The following is a 17,363-nucleotide window of genomic DNA, read 5'->3' as shown; positions in this document are numbered from 1 at the left end:
TCCCGCCCCGTACTGCGCAGAAAATCAAAAACCGGCCCCCGTGGCCGGTTTTTTATTGGCTCATGAGCCTGTCATTCGGTTCTGTGAGTCGATAGCAGATAGCAGATAGCAGATAGCAGATAGCAGATAGCAGATAGCAGATGGCAGATAGCAGATGGCAGATCGGGCTGAAGGGGGAGGGGTTGGCCGGCGAGCCGAGCCGACGCGATACGTACCTCGGCAAGTTGGCGAGATAAAAAAACCGGCCACGGGGGCCGGTTTTTCGTTGGGACTGAGCGTGATGCTAGCGCAGCACCACGTTCTGGAAGCCCTGCACCAGGCTGATGACCGGCTGGGGGTAGATACCCAGCGCCACCACCAGGATGGCGGAGAGCAGCACCACCAGTCCGCCGGAGGAGAAGGCCCAGTCGGCCTTGGCATCGCGCAGCTGCATGCCGGGTTCCCGCAGATAGAGGGTGACCATGACCCGCAGGTAGTAATAGAGCCCCAGCGCGCTGCCGAGCACTATGGCGCCGGAGAGCCACCACAGCTGGGCATCGACCGTCACCCCGATGAGGTAGAACTTGCCGATGAAGCCGAGCGTCATGGGGATGCCCGCCAGGGAGAGCATCATCACCGTCATCACGGCGGTCAGGTAGGGTCTGTGCCAGAACAGGCCGCGGTAGCTGTGCAGGGAGTCCGCATCCTTGCCGCGATAGGGGCTGGACATCATGCTGATGACGCCGAAGGCCCCCAGGCTGGTGAACAGGTACATCAGCAGGTAGACCCCGGCCGCTTCCACCGGCATCTGGCCGAGGCGGCTCGCCACCACCACCGCCAGCAGGTAGCCGAAGTGGGAGATGGAGGAGTAACCCATCATCCGCTTGATGTTGGTCTGGATCAGCGCCAGCAGGTTACCGATGACGATGGAGATGACCGCCATGGCCGCCAGCAGCCAGTGGATCATGGGGTCCGAGGTGGCCGGCACCGCCAGGTAGAAGCGCAGCAGCACACAGAACACCGCGATCTTGCTGACGGTGGCGAGGAAGGTAGCCACCGGTGCCGGGGCACCCTCGTACACGTCCGGGGTCCAGAGGTGGAAGGGGGCGAGGGAGAGCTTGAAGGCGAAGCCCACCAGCATCAGACCCAGGCCGCCCATCAGCAGCGGATGGTGAGCCGGGCTCTGGGCCAGGGTCAGGCCGAGATCGCTGAAGCTCAGGCTGCCCGCCTGGGCGTAGAGCAGCGCCATGCCAAACAGCAGGAAGGCGGTGGCGGCGGCGGAGAGCACCATGTACTTGATGCTGGCTTCCAATGAATGACGCTCGCGGTAGGCGTAGCCCACCAGGCCGAACATGGGCAGGGTCAGCATCTCGATCCCGATGAACAGGGAGGCGAGGTGGCGGGAGCCCGCCAGCACCAGCCCGCCGGCGGTGGCGATCAGCAGCAGCAGGTAGAACTCTTCCCGGTTGTCCGGATAGCCCTTGAGCCAGGAGCGGCCGAAGGTACAGGTCGCCAGGGCGCCGATGAGCACCAGCCCCATGTAGAAGACCGCATAGCTGTCCACTTGCAGCAGCGGGGTGACACCCTGATCCCCCTGGGCCATCACTATGGGCAGGGAGAAAAGGGCCAGGTTCAGGCCGGTGATGGTCACCGCGAAGGCGGTGTCATCGCAGCGTTTCCAGGCGATGGCCAGCATCAGGGCCACCATGGCCCCGGTGGTCAGCAGCAGGGGCAGCAGGGCCAGTAGTTGAGAAGCGGTGAACGTCATGACAGTGCTCCTGACGTGGACGAAGAAGGCGAAAGAGAAAGCATCATTGCAGCGCTCCTGTGCTTGGCAGCGCATACCAGTGCAACACGCTCAGCAGGCTGCTGCTGGCGGTGTCGAGCACGGGCTGGGGATAGAGGCCGAGCAGCACCAGCAGGCCGGCGATGGTGAGCATCATGGCCAGTTCCCGGCCATCCAGCCCCTTGAGCGGCTTCTCATCCTTGGGTGCACCGAAGCAGGCCCGTTGCAGCATGATGAGGGAGTAGACCGAGGCCAGTACCAGACCGAAGGTGGCGATGACGGTGATGACCGGGGCCACCTGGAAGCTGCCGATGAGGATCAGGAACTCGCCGATGAAGTTGCCGGTGCCCGGCATCCCGAGGGAGGCCACCGAGAAGAACAACATCACCCCTGGCAGGTAGCGCAACCGGCCCCAGAGGCCGCCCATCAGGCGCAGATCCCGGGTATGCAGCCGCTCGTAGAGCTGGCCGCACAGGATGAACAGGCCGGCGGCGGAGAGACCGTGGGCGATCATCTGCACCACGGCCCCTTGCAGCGCAAGCTCGCTGCCGGAGTAGATGGCGATCATCACAAAGCCCATGTGGGAGATGCTGGTGTAGGCCACCAGCCGCTTGATGTCGGTCTGGGCGAACGCCAGCAGGGCGCCGTAGACGATGCCGAACAGGCCAAGGAGCATGGCGTAGGGGGCGAACTCGGCGGAGGCCTCGGGGAACAGCGGCAGGGTGAAGCGCAGCAAGCCGTAGGCGGCGGTCTTCAGCAAGATGCCCGCCAGATCCACCGAGCCCGCGGTCGGCGCCTGGCTGTGGGCGTCCGGCAACCAGCCGTGCAGCGGCACCAGCGGCATCTTGACCGCGAAGGCGACGAAGAAGCCCAGCATCAGCAGCCACTGCACGCCCTTGCTCATCGGGGTGTTGAGCAGGTCGAGGTAGTTGAAGGTGAAGACGCCGGTGGCGGCATGGTGGGTCAGCACCAGCCCGAGGATGGCGACCAGCATGATGAGGCCGCTGGCCTGGGTGTAGATGAAGAACTTGGTGGCGGCGTTGATCCGGGATTTGCCGTCGGTGACCGAGTGGCCCCAGAGCGCGATCAGGAAGTACATCGGCACCAGCATCATCTCCCAGAAGAAGAAGAACAGGAACAGATCCACCGCCATGAAGACGCCGAGCACGCCGCCCAGGATCCAGAGCAGGTTCAGGTGGAAGAAGCCGATGCGCTGCACTATCTCCTTCCAGGAGCAGAGGATGGCCAGTACGCCGATGAAGCTGGTGAGCATCACCATCAGCAGGGAGAGGCCATCCACCGCCAGGTGCAGGGAGATGCCGAAGCGGGGGATCCAGGGCTGTTGCCACTCGGCCGCCCAGACCGGGAGGCCCGGATTGGCGAGGGAGAAGTCACCGCTGAGCCAGATGGCACCGGAGAGCAACAGGCAGGCGCTCATCGACAGCAGCGCCACCCAGCGAACGAATTGCCCACCGAGCCGCTCCATCTGCCAGCAGAGCAAGCCGCCGATAAAAGGAATTAACAAGATCCAGAGTAAGGTCACGATATCAGCTCTCGTCTATTTGCTAGTCATGCTGCTAGCTGCAGTGCAGGCCCAGCGGGCCTGCCGTGAGTTCAGGGACCGCATCGGGGTCAGCCGAGCAACAGCAGGGCCAGGATCAGGGCGGCGCCCATCCCCATGGAGGCTGCGTACCAGCGCAACTTGCCGGACACCGTCCAGGCCAGCAGCTGGTGGCCACTCTGGGCCAGCACGGCGGGCAGGTTCATCATCCGATCCAGCGGGTCCTTGCCGAGCAGTCGGGTCACCAGCAGGTAGGGCTTGACCCAGATCCAGTCATACAGCCAGTCGAAGCCCCAGGCATTGAACCAGAGGGTGCTGAGCAGACGACCAGGAGCGCTCTCGGCGATCCCCTTCGCCAGGCGGCGCTCGCCGAGGAACAGGAAGGCGGCCAGCGCTATGCCTGCCACGGCGATGATCCCGGAGAGGATCTCAAGGCTGTGGCGTCCCTCCTCGATGCTGTCACCCGGGCCGGCCGGCAGTACCCCGGCCAGCGGCGGTACTATCATGGAGCCGACGGCGGTGGAGAGCACCAGCAGCACCAGCAGCGGCAGCTTGTGGGCCAGGCCGTGACCGGCGTGGGCCTCGGTCTGGGGCTTGCCGTGGAAGGCGATGAAGATCAGACGGAAGGTGTAGAGGGAGGTCAGGAAGGCCCCCACCAGACCGGCCCACAGCAAGGCGCTCTGGCCACTGGCCTGCACCTGCCACAGGATGGCGTCCTTGCTGTAGAAGCCGGCGGTGACCAGCGGCAGCGCGGCCAGTGCCGAGCCCCCCACCAGGAAGCAGGCATAGACCAGCGGCAGGCTCTTGCGCAGGCCCCCCATCTTGAAGATGTTCTGCTCGTGGTGGGTCGCGACAATGACGGCGCCGGCGGAGAGGAACAGCAGCGCCTTGAAGAAGGCGTGGGTCATCAGGTGGAAGATGGCTCCCTCCCAGGCGCCGACCCCGAGGGCCAGGAACATGTAGCCGATCTGGCTCATGGTGGAGTAAGCCAAAATCCGCTTGATGTCGGTCTGCACCAGGGCCGCAAAGCCTGCCAGCACCAGCGTGATGGCCCCGACCAGCGCCACCAGATGCAGGATCTCGGGGGCCAGCAGGAACAGACCGTGGGTACGGGCAATCAGGTAAACACCGGCGGTCACCATGGTGGCCGCGTGGATCAGCGCCGAGACCGGGGTCGGACCCGCCATGGCATCCGCCAGCCAGGTCTGCAGCGGCAGCTGGGCAGACTTGCCGACCGCGCCGCCCAAGAGCATCAGGCAGGCCAGCGACAGGGCAGGGGAGCCCTCGGCAAACACCACAGGCGCGCGCACCAGCAGCTCATGGATGTTGAGGGTGCCGAGCTCGCGGTAGAGGATGAACAGGCCGATGGCGAGGAAGACATCACCGACCCGGGTCACCACGAACGCCTTGAGGGCGGCGGCGCCGTTGGCCGGATTGCGGTAGTAGAAGCCGATCAGCAGGTAGCTGCACAGCCCCACCCCTTCCCAGCCCAGGTAGACGAACAGCAGATCGTCGGCCAGCACCAGGAACACCATGCTGGCGATGAACAGGTTGGTATAGGTGAAGAAGCGGGAATAACCCTCTTCACCGCGCATGTACCAGGAGGCGAACAGGTGGATGAAGAAACCCACTCCGGTCACTACCCCCAGCATGGTCAGCGACAGACCATCCAGCGCCAGGCGGAAGGTGGGGGTGAATTCCCCCACCGACATCCACTGCCACAGGGTCTGGGTGTAGACGCCGCCCTCCGGCATGACACTCATGAAGTCGAGGCCGACCCAGAGGGTGGTGAGGGCCGACAGGCCGATGCTGCCGACGCCGATCAGTGCCGAGCTGCGCTCACCGAAGCGGCCGATGGAGAAGGCCAGCACCAGCCATCCCAACAGGGGAAAGAGGAAAGTCAGGTATAAGAGGCTCATCCGCGCATCTCGCTCACAGTGTCCACGTTCAGGGTGTGGTAACGACGATAGAGCAGCAGTAGTAAAGCGAGGCCGATACTGGCCTCCGCTGCCGCCAGAGAAATCACCAGTATGTACATGATCTGGCCGTCGGCCTGGGCCCAGCGGCTGCCAGCCACCACGAACGCCAGCGCGGACGCATTCATCATGATTTCGATACTCATGAGGATAAACAGCAAGTTACGACGAATTAACAGGCCGCACAGGCCGATGCAGAACAGGATGGCGGCCAGCAGGAGGCCGTATTCCATTGGGATTCCGTTCATAGCCATTCTCCTTGCGCTTGCTGGATAGAAAGGGAGAGGGGGCCAGCTGCCAGCAAGAGGTCATGCATCACCATTGGGATTCCATTCATGACTGACCTCCTTCCTGGGACGGGCGAGCGGTGGGTTTGGGGACGGAGAGCACTTCCCCGCTCTTGTCTTCACGACCGAGGTGATAGGCGGTGACCAGACCCGCCAGCAGCAGGATGGAGGCCAGCTCCACCGCCAGCACATAGGGGCCGAACAGGGCGATGCCGACTTCCTTGGCGCTGACGTCGGTCAGGCCGAGCTCGCCACCGGTGACCCCGAGGATGCCATAGGCCAGAAAGCCGAGCAGGACGAGGGAGAGCAGGGCGGGTCCACCCCAGGTCATGGGGGTGAGCCAGTTGCGCTCCTGATCCTGGGATGACCCCAGGTTCAGCATCATCACCACGAACACGAACAGCACCATGATGGCGCCGGCGTAGACGATCACCTGCAGGGCGCCTGCGAAGGAGGCCCCCAGGCAGAAGAAGATCATGGCCACGGCGATGAGGGAGATGATGAGATTGAGTAGCGCATGCATCGGATTGCTGGTGCTGATCACCCGCAGCGTACTGTAAACGGCGACCAGGGCCGCGGCATAAAATGCCAGTTCCATGATTGACTCCTAGGGCAGCAGGCTCTTGACATCGATGGGTTTGGCTTCGTTCTCGGCTTCCCCTTTGGGCTTGCCGTCGATCGCCATCCCGCTCATGCGGTAGAAGTTGTAGTCCGGGTATTTGCCGGGCCCGCTGATCAGCAAGTCTTCCTTCTCATACACCAGATCCTGGCGGCGATACTCACCCATCTCGAAATCCGGCGTGAGCTGGATGGCGGTGGTGGGGCAGGCTTCTTCGCACAGGCCGCAGAAGATGCAGCGGGAGAAGTTGATGCGGAAGAACTCCGGGTACCAGCGGCCATCGTCCCGCTCCGCCTTTTGCAGCGAGATGCAGCCGACCGGGCAGGCCACGGCGCACAGGTTGCACGCCACGCAGCGCTCGTCACCGTCCGGATCCCGGGTCAGCACGATGCGACCGCGGAAACGGGGGGCGGCATAGACCGCCTGCTCCGGATAGCTGAGGGTCTCACGGGGCCGCCAGGCATGGGAGAACACCATCCCCAGGCTGCGTAACTGGGTGCCAACACCCTTGATAATGCTAGTAATTTTCATAGTCGTGCCTCACTGCACATTTATCAGCACTACGGCGCCGGTTACCAGCATGTTGAGCAAGGTAAGCGGTAAGCAGACTTTCCAGCCAAAGGACATCACCTGGTCGAAGCGCGGGCGGGGCAGGGAAGCCCGCAGCAGGATGAAGAACACCATGAAACAGGCGGTCTTCAGCGCAAACCAGATGAAGGGCGGCAACCAGGGGCCGTGCCAGCCACCGAAGAACAGGGTCACGATGAGGGAGGAGACCAGCACTATGCCGATGTACTCGCCCACGAAGAACAGACCCCACTTCATGCCCGCGTATTCGATGTGATAGCCGTCGGCGAGCTCCTGCTCGGCCTCCGGCTGGTCGAACGGGTGACGGTGGGTGACGGCGACGCCGGCAAACAGGAAGGTGACAAAGCCCAGGATCTGGGGCACCACGTTCCACAGGCCGGCCTGCGCCTCGACGATCTCTCTCAGGTTGAAGCTGCCGGTCTGGATCACTATCCCCATCAGGGAGAGGCCGAGGAACACCTCGTAGGAGAGGGTCTGGGCCGAGGCGCGCAGGCTGCCGAGCAGGGAGTACTTGTTGTTGCTAGACCAGCCGGCGAACAGCACGGCGTAGACCGCCAGCCCCGCGATGGCCAGGATGTAGAGCAGACCCACGTTGAGATCCGCCACCCCCCAGGTCGGCGTGATGGGCACCACCGCAAACGCCAGAATAAAGGAGGTAAAGGCGATGATGGGGGCCAGCACGAAGATCCGGCGATCGGCGAACGGCGGGATCCAGTCCTCCTTGAAGAACATCTTGACCATGTCGGCCGCCAGCTGCAGCAAGCCGAAGGGGCCTACCCGGTTGGGGCCGTAACGGTCCTGCCACAGCGCCAGCAGACGGCGCTCGATGAAGCTCATGAAGGCGCCAGCCCCCACTATCCCCACCAGCACGATCAGCGCCTTGCCTACTTCCAGCAACAGGTCGATCATTTCATCGCTCATGCTATGGCCTCCTGCAGATCAGTCACATAGGCCTGGTGCAGCGCGGTCGGCAGGCCATGGGCGCCCAGCGGCAGACCGAGCAGCCCCTGTGCCAGCCGCTCGCTGACCCGCAGGGTCAACCGCCAGTGGTGGCCGCCCCAGGAGAAGGCCACCAGGTTGCCGGCATGGAGGGCGAAGCGGGCGGCGTCGCCCGGGTTCAGCACCAGCTCGGGGGCGGCCATGCGCGCCTGGATGACCGGGCTGCGCGCGGAGAGCTCTTCCCCGCCAAAGAGTTGCTCGTAGCTCACCACCTGCAGCGCCGCCTGGGCGCCGAAGGGGGCGGGGATGGTCTCGAACCAGCCGAGGCTGTCTTCACCCGGCTCCAGCAGACGGCGACCGGGATCGCCGGCTCGCAGGTTGCCACCCACCTCGCTCTGGAACTTGTTCCAGGCAGAGGGGGAGTTCCAGCCCGGCGCCCAGGCGAACGGCACCTGTTGCATCGGCTGGCGGGCACCGGCGTAGCCTTCCATGGAGAAGCTGAAGGGGGAGTCCGGATCCTGAGCCACCCTGGGTTCGCTCACGTTCTGATCCGCCAGCATGGAGGTGCGGCCGCTGTAGCGGTGCGGCTCGCGGGCGAGCTTCATGCCACGGATGCGCAGCCCGGCGTTGGGCGCGGCCTCCAGCATGGCGGCCAGCAGCGGCACTGAGGCGGCGCAGGCGGCACTCACCTCGTCGAAGGTGGTCCAGCGCAGCGGCGTGTGATCCAGCGCCCCCTGCAGCGCGGCCAGCCAGCGCCAGCTCTCGCGCACCTGGATGTCGGCGTCGTAGAAGGCGGCGGCATAGACCTGGAAGAAGCGCTGGGCGCGACCTTCCATGTTCACCAGGGTACCGTCGGCCTCGGCGAAGCTGGCGGCAGGCAGCACCAGGTTCGCCTGCTGGGCGGTCTGGGTGTCCTGATGATCGACCACCAGCAGATGCTGCAGGCGCTTGATGGCGGCATCGACCCGGTTGCGCGGGGCGCGGCGATAGAGATCGTTTTCCAGGGTGATCAGCGCCAGCTTCTCCTCCCCTTCGATACGGCTCAGGGCGGCTTCCAGCGGCGCATCCGATGCGGCCAACATGGCCAGCCCCAGGCTGTTGGCTTCCTGTGCCACCAGCGCCAGGCTCACCTCCTGGGCACGGCCCTTGAGGGCGCGCGCTATGTTGCTGGCCGCCTCGAGCAGGGCCTGGGAGCGGGCGCCGGAGCCGGCGATGATGAGCGGCTTCTTGGCATTGCCGAGCAGCTCGGCCCAGCGCGTGGCCAGGGCCTGCTGATCGGCACTCAAGTCGTGCGGGGTCGGGGCCGAGCCATCGAGCAGGTGGGCGATGGCGAAGCCGAGCCGGGCCTGATCGGCGTGGGGCGCATGCAGTGTGCCGCTGGCCACATCGTCGAGGCGGGTCTGATCCAGGCTGGTGATGAGCAGCGGATAGCGATCGTTCTGCGCCAGGGTCTGCACCGCGGCGACCTGCCACAGGTCCACCTTCAGCTTGCGGGCTATCTCGCGGCCCTTGCCCTTGACCGCCTGGCGCAGGGCCAGGGCGATGCGGGCGGCGCTCATGGTGACATCTTCACCCAGCACCAGGATGGCGTCGGCCTCCTCCATATCGCGCAGGCTGGGGGTACGCACGCCGCCGTGCTGCAGTATATGCAGCATCTTCTGCAGGCACTCCCATTCACTCTGCTCGACGCCGCAATAGAAGTTGTCGGCACCCACCAGTTCGCGCAGGGCGAAGTTGCTCTCCAGCGAGGCGCGCGGCGAGCCGATGCCGATGACACCGGCGGCGGTGCGCAGGGCATCGGCGGCGCGGTTGAGGGCGCCGTCGACCGTGATGGCGAGTCGGTCGTTGCCATCATGGAGCAGGGGCTGGCGGGGGCGGTCGGCCAGGTTGACATAGCCGTAGCCGAAGCGGCCGCGGTCGCACAGGAAGTAGTGGTTCAGCGCGCCGTGGTAACGGTTCTCGATGCGGCGCAGCTCGCCGTAGCGCTCACCCGGGCTGATGTTGCAGCCGACCGAGCACTGTTGGCAGATGCTGGGGGCGAACTGCATGTCCCATTTGCGGTTATAACGCTCGGAGTGGGTCTTGTCGGTGAAGACGCCGGTGGGGCAGACCTCCACCAGGTTACCGGAGAACTCGCTCTCCAGGGTGCCATCCTCGACCCGGCCGAAGTAGACGTTGTCGTGGGCACCATAGACGCCCAGATCCTCGCCACCGGCGTAATCCTTGTAGTAGCGCACGCAGCGATAGCAGGCGATGCAGCGGTTCATCTCGTGATTGATGAAGGGGCCGAGATCCTGATTCTGGTGGGTGCGCTTGGTGAAGCGGTAGCGACGGCTGTTGTGGCCGGTCATCACCGTCATGTCTTGCAGGTGGCAGGCGCCGCCCTCTTCACACACCGGGCAGTCGTGGGGGTGGTTGGTCATCTGCCACTCCACCACCGTCTTGCGAAACTCTTTCGCCTCTTCGTCCTCGATGGAGATATAGGTGCCATCGGTGGACGGGGTCATGCAGGACATGACCAGGCGGCCGCGCTTGTCATCGGCATTCTGATACTGTTTGACCGCACACTGGCGGCAGGCACCGACGCTACCGAGCGCCGGGTGCCAGCAAAAATAGGGGACGTCCAGACCCAGCGACAGACAGGCTTGCAGCAGGTTGTCTGCGCCGTCTACCTCGAACTCTTTACCGTCTACATAAATGGTGGCCATACAACTTCCCTGACATCAAATTAGATAAAATCCATGGCTCGCAGCAGGCATGACGCCTCGTGTTACCAGCGTTCGCCCAGCAGATTGGGCTGGATACCCTTGAACAGCTTGTGATTGTCATGGGGGGCCTTGACCCCGGCCTCGAACTCGGACCTGAAGTACTTCATCGCACTGCCAAGGGGCTCGACGGCGCCGGGGGCATGGGCGCAGAAGGTCTTGCCCGGGCCGAGGAAACTGCACAGCTGCTCCAGGGTGGCGAGATCCTCGGGTTGGCCATCGCCGCGCTCCAGTGCCCGCAGCAGCTTGACGCTCCAGGGCAGGCCGTCGCGGCAGGGGGTGCACCAGCCGCAGGATTCACGGGCGAAGAACTCTTCCATGTTGCGCAGCAAGGAGACCATGTTGACGCTGTCATCCACCGCCATGGCGAGGCCGGTGCCCATGCGGGTGCCGACCTTGCCGATGCCGCCTGCATACATCTGGGCATCCAGGTGTTCGGGCAGCAGGAAGCCGGTGCCGGCGCCGCCCGGTTGCCAGGCCTTGAGGCGATAACCGGCCTTCATGCCACCGGCGTAGTTCTCAAACAGCTCGCGGGCGGTGATGCCGAATGGCAGCTCCCACAAACCAGGATTGTTGACCTTGCCGGAGAAGCCCATCAGCTTGGTGCCGTGATCCTCCGAGCCCGGCAGCGCCAGCCCCTGATACCAGGCCACGCCGTTGCCTATGATGGCGGGTACGTTGCACAGGGTCTCGACGTTGTTGACGCAGGTGGGCTTGCCCCAGACGCCGGAGACGGCGGGGAAGGGGGGCTTGGCGCGCGGGTTGGCGCGGCGCCCTTCCAGGGAGTTGATCAGCGCCGTCTCTTCGCCGCAGATGTAACGACCGGCACCGGTGTGGACGAACAGCTCGAAGTCGAAGCCCGAGCCCAGGATGTTCTTGCCGAGCAGGCCGGCGGCCTTGGCCTCTTCCACCGCACGGCGCAGGTGGATGGCGGCATCCACATACTCGCCACGCAGGAAGATGTAGCCGCGGTAGGCCTTGAGCGCCTTGGCGGAGATGATCATCCCCTCGATCAGCAGGTGGGGCAGCTGCTCCATCAGCAGCCGATCCTTGTAGGTGTTCGGCTCCATCTCGTCGGCGTTGCAGAGCAGGTAACGGATGTTCATGCTCTCGTCTTTGGGCATCAGGCCCCACTTCACCCCGGTGGAGAAGCCGGCGCCACCGCGGCCCTTGAGGCCAGCGTCCTTGACGGTGCTGACGATCTCGTCCGGGCTCATCTGGCCCAGCGCGCGGCGGGCGGCCTCGTAGCCCTGCTTGGCCTGGTACTCCTCGATCCAGACCGGCTGGCCATCGTCGCGCAGCCGCCAGGTGAGGGGATGGGTCTCGGGGGCACGGGGGGTGCGGTTGGCGGTGCCAAGGGATGCCAGGCTCATGGGTAAGCCTCCAGGGTTTTAAGCAAGCCGATCGCATCCAGCCCGCCGAAGGTGTCGTCGTCGATCATCAGCGCCGGCCCCTTGTCGCAGTTGCCGAGGCAACAGACCGGCAGCAGGGTGAAGCGGCCGTCGGCCGAGGTCTGGCCAGGGGCCAGATCCAGCACATCTTTCAGACCCGCCAGCAGCTGCTCATGGCCGTTGATGTAACAGACCATGCTGTCACAGACACGGATGATGTGGCGGCCGACCGGCTGGCGGAAGATCTGGCTGTAGAAGGTGGCGACCCCTTCCACGTCGCTGGCGGGGATGCCCAGCTCGGCGGCGATGGCATGGATGGCACCATCCGGTACCCAGCCGCGCGCCTGCTGCACTATCTTGAGTGCTTCTATGCTGGCGGCGCGGGGATCTTCGTAGTGGTGCGTCTCATGCAAGATGGCGTCGCGCTCGGCCTGGCTCAGGGCGAATCCGTCGCCCTTGCCCTGACACGCACTCTGTCCCGCTGAGGACGATGTATTTTTGCACTGACATTGCTGGCTCATGACTTAACCTTTTGTCGTTTATTCTTCTTGTCCCGTCACTGCGGGGACTTAACGATCCACATCCGACATAACGAAATCGATACTGCCCAGGTAGACGATGAGATCCGACACCATCTGGCCGCGGATCACCGAGGGGATCTGCTGCAGGTGGGCAAAGCTCGGGGTGCGGATCCGGGTCCGGTAGCTCATGGTGGAGCCGTCGCTGGTCAGGTAGTAGCTGTTGATCCCCTTGGTCGCCTCTATCATCTGGAAGGACTCGGCGGCCGGCATCACGGGCCCCCAGGACACTTGCAGGAAGTGGGTGATCAGGGTCTCGATGTCCTGCAGGGTGCGCTCTTTTGGCGGCGGTGTGGTGAGCGGGTGATCCGCCTTGAACGGTCCCTCCGGCATGTTCTTCATGCACTGCTCTATGATGCGCATGCTCTGGCGGATCTCCTCGATGCGCACGGTGGCGCGATCGTAAGCATCCCCATTGCTGCCCACCGGCACCTCGAACTCGAACTGATCGTAGCCGGAATAAGGGCGCCACTTGCGCACATCGAAGTTGAGACCGGTGGCGCGCAGACCGCCGCCCGTGGTGCCCCAGGCCAGCGCCTGCGCGGTGTTGTAGGCGGCGACGCCTATGGTGCGACCGCGCAAGATGCTGTTGCGCATGGCAGCCTTCTCATACTCCATCAGCCGCTTGGGCAGCCAGCTCAGCAGGTTGTCCTGGATGAGGCGGGCCCAGCCGATCGGCAGATCGTGCGCCACGCCGCCGATGCGGAACCAGGCCGGGTGCATGCGCGCACCGGTGATGGCCTCGATGATGAGGTAGATCTTCTGCCTGTCGGTGAAGGTGAAGAACACCGGGGTCATGGCCCCCACGTCCTGGATATAGGTACCGAGGAACAGCAGGTGGCTCTGGATGCGGAACAGCTCCGACATCATCACCCGGATCATGTCGACCCGGTTGGGCACGGTGATCCCCGCCAGCTTCTCGACCGCCAGCACATAGGGCAGGTTGTTCATCACCCCGCCCAGGTACTCGACCCGGTCGGTGTAGGGGATGTAGCTGTGCCAGGACTGGCGCTCACCCATCTTCTCGGCACCACGGTGGTGATAGCCGATGTCGGGCACGCAGTCGCGGATCTCCTCGCCATCGAGCTGCAGCACCAGCCGGAAGGCGCCGTGGGCGGAGGGGTGGTTGGGGCCGAGGTTGAGGAACATGTAGTCCTCGTTCTCGTTGCCCCGGCTCATGCCCCACTCTTCCGGCTTGAACAGCAGGTTGTCCTGCTCCTGATCCTGTTTGACCGCATCGAGCATGAAGGGATCGAACTCGGTGGCCCGGGCCGGGTAATCCTTGCGCAGCGGGTGACCCTGCCAGCTCTTGGGCATCATGATGCGGGTGAGGTGGGGGTGGCCATCGAAGGTGATGCCCATCAGATCCCAGACTTCCCGCTCGTACCAGTTGGCGTTGGGGAAGTGGCGGCTGATGGTCGGCAGGTGCAGATCGCTCTCCATCAGCGGCACCTTCAGCATCACATCGGCGTTACGATCGATGGAGATGAGGTGGTAGAAGACGGTGAAGTCGCTCTCGGGCAGGCCGTGGCGATGGCTGCGCATCCGCTCGTCGGTGGCGCTCAAGTCAAACAGCATCACGAAGGGGGAGGGGAGCTTTTGCAAGAAGCCCACCACATCCAGCAGCAGATCGCGGGATAGCCAGAGCACGGGCACCCCGGTGCGGGTGGTCTGGACTGTGAAGCGCTCGGCGCCGAAATGGGCAAACAGCTCGCCGACCACCTGGGCATCGGCGTGATCGGAGGGCTGCCATTGGGCCATGCTGTAGTTATTGGGAAACTCTCGGGTCAATTTCATGGTCAGATCTCATCCGGCGTGCGCAGGTTGGTGACTTGGATGCGCTCTTCCCGCTTGCGATCCTTCTCGGCCGGCATCTCGGGGCGATAGATCCCCTGATCGCCCACCACCCAGGAGAGGGGGCGACGCTCCTTGCCGATGGAGTCCTGCAACAGCATCAGGGCCTGCAGGAAGGCCTCGGGGCGGGGCGGGCAACCGGGAATATAGACGTCGACCGGCAGGAATTTGTCCACACCCTGCACCACTGAGTAGATGTCGTACATGCCGCCCGAGTTGGCGCAGGCGCCCATGGAGATGACCCACTTTGGCTCGAGCAGCTGTTCATACAGGCGCTGGATGACGGGGGCCATCTTGATGAAGGGGGTGCCGGCGATCACCATGAAGTCTGCCTGGCGTGGCGAGGCACGAATGACCTCGGCGCCGAAGCGGGCCACGTCATGGGGGGAGGTGAAGGCGGTACACATCTCGACATAGCAGCAAGAGATACCGAAGTTGTATGGCCAGAGCGAGTTCTTGCGGCCCCAGTTGACGGTGTCTTGCAACACCTCCTCTAGCCGCCCGATCATGATGCCGCGGCTCGCCTGTTGCGCCAGCGGATCATCGACGGTCTGGCGCTGTTCCTGGGGGTAGCGCTCAACGGGCGCATCCGGGTCAATCCGGGTCAGGGTGTACTTCATGGTGCAACCTCAAAGGGATAATCGGTAAATCAGTCTGGCTTCTTGTCAGTCAGGACGCGCTTCTTCGGGGCCCAGTCGAGGGCACCGATACGCCACAGGTAGATGAGGCCTACCAGCAGCAGGGTGATAAAGATGGTGGCTTCGATGAAACCGACCCAGCCACTTTCCCGTACGGAAACGGACCAAGCGAAGAGATAGAGCGCCTCGACGTCGAAGATGACGAAGAACATGGCGACCAGATAGAACTTGGCGGAGAAACGCAGACGGGCGTTGCCGACGGATTCGATGCCGGATTCGAAGGGTCGGTTTTTGGCGCGGCCATAGGCTCGACCCCCCAGCAAGGCCGCGACGCCTATCATGGTCAGGCAGATGCAGATGGCCCCAATGACATAGACAGCAAAGGCCCAATGCTGGACAGCAATATCAGCAAACATAGGAGTTTTCCCTAACCGAATTAATCATGTGACTTAACAAGGATGCTACGTATTATGCCAGTTCCATACTGATTTACATGTCATTTCAAAGGATTAATTATTAATCAGCGGGAGGAAAATCGCTTTTTGCTAGCAAGGTCAATCTTCCTGTTTGAGAATCATTTTCAATCGCTTTTACGGGGTAAGGAAAATGGCAAGTTCGCTTGAAAAATAAACTAATCGGAAAAACGAAAGACCCCGCAATGCGGGGTCTTTTCATCAGGGGGCGAGGAGGGGAAGGGCTTGTTCCGCCGCCTTGCCCTGGGAGAGCACTATCTCCACCCGCCGGTTGGCTTGCCGGTGGGCCGGGGTGTCGTTGGCATAGCGAGGCTGGGTATCGGCCACGCCCTGGGCCACGATCCGTCTGGCATCGAGCTTGGGGTTGGTCAGCAGGATATGGACGATGGCGGCGGATCTGAGCACCGACAGCTCCCAGTTGTTGCGATAGAGCTCCACCGCTGTCAGCGAGTTGTCGGTGTGGCCGGTCACCACCACCATGCCGGGGATGTCGGCCAGCACATCGGACACCTTGTTGACCAGGGGAATGAACTGGGGCTGGAGGAAGGCCGAGTCGGCGGGGAACAGGCTCTTCTCGCCGATGCGGATCACCAGCTGGCTGCCGAGCTGCTCCACCTCCAGATCCTTGGATTCAATCTGGTTCTTGAGCTGCTGCTCCAGCTTCTGCTTGGTGAGGGTGGCCCACTCCTGCTCCTTGGTCTTGTGCGGCCAGGCTTCGGTCGCACTGGGTTTCTCCGAGGCGCCTATGGTCTCGTTGAAGGGATCGGCGGCCGAGGTGGGGGCCTCCGTCTCCAGCACCTTCTCCTTGTCGGAGGTCCCCGGAGTGGTCTTGGACTCGGGCTCCAGGATACCGGTGCCGCCCTGCATCACGGGGGAGCCGGCGGGCAGGGAGATGAGGCCAATCTTGCCAAGGGATTCGATAAAGCCCTGGATCAGCACCCGGGTCTCCGACTGCTTGGCCATGGCGAAGGAGTAGAGCACCACGAACAGGGCGAACAGCAGGGTCATGAAGTCGGCATAGGAGACCAGCCAGCGCTCATGGTTCTCCGGCGCCTCAGCCTTTTTCTTTTTCGCCACCGTGACCTCCGAGGTAGGGTTCCAGGGTCACTTGCAGCCGCTGTTGTGACTCGCCGTCGACGATGCAGAGGATGCCGGTCAGGGTCATCTCCTTGTAGTGGCGGATCTGGTGGGCGAAGCCCTTGTAGCGGTTGCCGAACGGCAGGAAGATCAGGTTGGCGGCGCCGACTCCGTAGATGGTGGCGATGAAGGCCACTGCGATGGCGCCCCCCAGCTTGTCGGGCTGATCGAGCAGCCCCATGGCATGGATCAGGCCGAACACGGCACCGACTATCCCCATGGTCGGGCAGTAGCCGCCCATGGCCTCGTAGAATTTGACGGTCTGCTCGAGATCTTCCTGCTCGAACTCAATCTCGTTCTCCAGCACCTCGTGGATTTTGGTCTTCTCGTAACCGTCGACCATCATCTGCACCCCCTTCTGCAGGAAGGGATCCTTGATATCGTCGATCATGCCCTCCAGCGCCAGCATGCCGCTGCGCCGCGCATTGCCCGCCAGGGTTTCCAGCAGTTGGGCCTGCTCCAGCATGTCGAGCTTGAGGGGAGTAAGCAGCCACTTGAAGCGTTTGAAGGTTTTACCGACGACGGAGAAGGGGAACTGAGTCAGGGCGGCCCCCACGGTTCCCCCGATCACGATGAGGAAGGCGGGCAGATCGAGCAGGGCGCTCGGATGCCCGCCCTCGATCATGTTGCCACCCAATATGGCTGCCAAGGCAAACAGCAAACCGATCAGACTCATGTATCCAGGTCCCTATGTATTGAATGCGGCTAGTGTAGCCATTTAACTATCAGTTTTTCAAAACGATATCCAATCGATGAGCAATATCTGAGAGGCCAAACCAACGCTGGCATCCC

The 17,363-nt window shown here is 63.4% G+C and carries 15 protein-coding genes; all 15 read right to left on the bottom strand.

Annotated features, from left to right (window positions below; translation table 11 throughout):
• Window positions 1–283: 283 nt before the first annotated feature.
• The gene (gene nuoN, locus AACW18_RS13160; protein WP_042652384.1) at window positions 284–1,747 is read right to left on the bottom strand and encodes an NADH-quinone oxidoreductase subunit NuoN; all 1,464 of its coding nucleotides are present in this window, start codon (window positions 1,745–1,747) and stop codon (window positions 284–286) included.
• Window positions 1,748–1,790: 43 nt separating this feature from the next.
• Complete coding sequence (nuoM, locus tag AACW18_RS13155; protein ID WP_218388910.1) at window positions 1,791–3,308, bottom strand: NADH-quinone oxidoreductase subunit M; 1,518 nt, start codon at window positions 3,306–3,308, stop codon at window positions 1,791–1,793.
• A gap of 89 nt (window positions 3,309–3,397) precedes the next feature.
• Window positions 3,398–5,245 carry an NADH-quinone oxidoreductase subunit L gene (gene nuoL, locus AACW18_RS13150; RefSeq protein WP_218388909.1) on the bottom strand — a complete coding sequence of 616 codons (1,848 nt, stop codon included), beginning with the start codon at window positions 5,243–5,245 and terminating at the stop codon, window positions 3,398–3,400.
• Window positions 5,242–5,550, bottom strand: coding sequence for an NADH-quinone oxidoreductase subunit NuoK (nuoK, locus tag AACW18_RS13145; RefSeq protein ID WP_042652381.1), 309 nt, complete (start codon window positions 5,548–5,550; stop codon window positions 5,242–5,244). Before nuoK ends, nuoL begins: the two co-directional genes overlap by 4 nt.
• 85 nt (window positions 5,551–5,635) lie before the next feature.
• On the bottom strand, window positions 5,636–6,187 hold the full coding sequence (gene nuoJ, locus AACW18_RS13140; RefSeq protein ID WP_042652380.1) for an NADH-quinone oxidoreductase subunit J: 552 nt from the start codon (window positions 6,185–6,187) through the stop codon (window positions 5,636–5,638).
• Window positions 6,188–6,196: 9 nt separating this feature from the next.
• Window positions 6,197–6,739 (bottom strand): NADH-quinone oxidoreductase subunit NuoI, encoded by a 543-nt coding sequence (nuoI, locus tag AACW18_RS13135; RefSeq protein ID WP_042652379.1) that lies wholly within the window; start codon window positions 6,737–6,739, stop codon window positions 6,197–6,199.
• Window positions 6,740–6,748: 9 nt separating this feature from the next.
• On the bottom strand, window positions 6,749–7,717 hold the full coding sequence (gene nuoH, locus AACW18_RS13130) for an NADH-quinone oxidoreductase subunit NuoH (protein WP_042652378.1): 969 nt from the start codon (window positions 7,715–7,717) through the stop codon (window positions 6,749–6,751).
• The gene (gene nuoG, locus AACW18_RS13125) at window positions 7,714–10,443 is read right to left on the bottom strand and encodes an NADH-quinone oxidoreductase subunit NuoG (RefSeq protein WP_218388908.1); all 2,730 of its coding nucleotides are present in this window, start codon (window positions 10,441–10,443) and stop codon (window positions 7,714–7,716) included. The genes nuoH and nuoG overlap by 4 nt, the downstream gene beginning before the upstream one ends.
• A gap of 62 nt (window positions 10,444–10,505) precedes the next feature.
• On the bottom strand, window positions 10,506–11,873 hold the full coding sequence (gene nuoF, locus AACW18_RS13120) for an NADH-quinone oxidoreductase subunit NuoF (RefSeq protein ID WP_218388907.1): 1,368 nt from the start codon (window positions 11,871–11,873) through the stop codon (window positions 10,506–10,508).
• Window positions 11,870–12,412: an NADH-quinone oxidoreductase subunit NuoE gene (gene nuoE, locus AACW18_RS13115; RefSeq protein WP_042043686.1), complete on the bottom strand. Its 543-nt coding sequence runs from the start codon at window positions 12,410–12,412 to the stop codon at window positions 11,870–11,872. Before nuoE ends, nuoF begins: the two co-directional genes overlap by 4 nt.
• 48 nt (window positions 12,413–12,460) lie before the next feature.
• Window positions 12,461–14,266 (bottom strand): NADH-quinone oxidoreductase subunit C/D, encoded by a 1,806-nt coding sequence (nuoC, locus tag AACW18_RS13110; protein ID WP_218290938.1) that lies wholly within the window; start codon window positions 14,264–14,266, stop codon window positions 12,461–12,463.
• Between the two features lie 2 nt (window positions 14,267–14,268).
• A complete protein-coding gene (locus tag AACW18_RS13105) occupies window positions 14,269–14,943 on the bottom strand; it encodes a NuoB/complex I 20 kDa subunit family protein (protein ID WP_042652374.1) in 675 nt (224 codons plus the stop codon).
• A gap of 29 nt (window positions 14,944–14,972) precedes the next feature.
• Window positions 14,973–15,377, bottom strand: coding sequence for an NADH-quinone oxidoreductase subunit A (locus AACW18_RS13100; protein ID WP_042652373.1), 405 nt, complete (start codon window positions 15,375–15,377; stop codon window positions 14,973–14,975).
• Window positions 15,378–15,635: 258 nt separating this feature from the next.
• Window positions 15,636–16,511: a flagellar motor protein MotB gene (locus tag AACW18_RS13095; protein WP_218388906.1), complete on the bottom strand. Its 876-nt coding sequence runs from the start codon at window positions 16,509–16,511 to the stop codon at window positions 15,636–15,638.
• Window positions 16,489–17,247 carry a flagellar motor protein gene (locus tag AACW18_RS13090; protein ID WP_042652371.1) on the bottom strand — a complete coding sequence of 253 codons (759 nt, stop codon included), beginning with the start codon at window positions 17,245–17,247 and terminating at the stop codon, window positions 16,489–16,491. Before AACW18_RS13090 ends, AACW18_RS13095 begins: the two co-directional genes overlap by 23 nt.
• Window positions 17,248–17,363: the final 116 nt, after the last annotated feature.

The organism is Aeromonas sp. sia0103 (assembly GCF_963895295.1).
Classification (GTDB): Bacteria; Pseudomonadota; Gammaproteobacteria; order Enterobacterales; family Aeromonadaceae; genus Aeromonas; species Aeromonas encheleia.
This window is presented reverse-complemented; position numbering and strand designations above follow the sequence as displayed.

What these genes read in the sequence shown, in the direction of transcription:
- nuoN (WP_042652384.1), bottom strand. Translation starts at nt 1,747, where the DNA reads ATGACGTTCACCGCTTCTCAACTACTGGCCCTGCTGCCCCTGCTGCTG.
- nuoL (WP_218388909.1), bottom strand. Translation starts at nt 5,245, where the DNA reads ATGAGCCTCTTATACCTGACTTTCCTCTTTCCCCTGTTGGGATGGCTG.
- nuoK (WP_042652381.1), bottom strand. Translation starts at nt 5,550, where the DNA reads ATGAACGGAATCCCAATGGAATACGGCCTCCTGCTGGCCGCCATCCTG.
- nuoJ (WP_042652380.1), bottom strand. Translation starts at nt 6,187, where the DNA reads ATGGAACTGGCATTTTATGCCGCGGCCCTGGTCGCCGTTTACAGTACG.
- nuoI (WP_042652379.1), bottom strand. Translation starts at nt 6,739, where the DNA reads ATGAAAATTACTAGCATTATCAAGGGTGTTGGCACCCAGTTACGCAGC.
- nuoH (WP_042652378.1), bottom strand. Translation starts at nt 7,717, where the DNA reads ATGAGCGATGAAATGATCGACCTGTTGCTGGAAGTAGGCAAGGCGCTG.
- nuoG (WP_218388908.1), bottom strand. Translation starts at nt 10,443, where the DNA reads ATGGCCACCATTTATGTAGACGGTAAAGAGTTCGAGGTAGACGGCGCA.
- nuoF (WP_218388907.1), bottom strand. Translation starts at nt 11,873, where the DNA reads ATGAGCCTGGCATCCCTTGGCACCGCCAACCGCACCCCCCGTGCCCCC.
- nuoE (WP_042043686.1), bottom strand. Translation starts at nt 12,412, where the DNA reads ATGAGCCAGCAATGTCAGTGCAAAAATACATCGTCCTCAGCGGGACAG.
- nuoC (WP_218290938.1), bottom strand. Translation starts at nt 14,266, where the DNA reads ATGAAATTGACCCGAGAGTTTCCCAATAACTACAGCATGGCCCAATGG.
- AACW18_RS13105 (WP_042652374.1), bottom strand. Translation starts at nt 14,943, where the DNA reads ATGAAGTACACCCTGACCCGGATTGACCCGGATGCGCCCGTTGAGCGC.
- AACW18_RS13100 (WP_042652373.1), bottom strand. Translation starts at nt 15,377, where the DNA reads ATGTTTGCTGATATTGCTGTCCAGCATTGGGCCTTTGCTGTCTATGTC.
- AACW18_RS13090 (WP_042652371.1), bottom strand. Translation starts at nt 17,247, where the DNA reads ATGAGTCTGATCGGTTTGCTGTTTGCCTTGGCAGCCATATTGGGTGGC.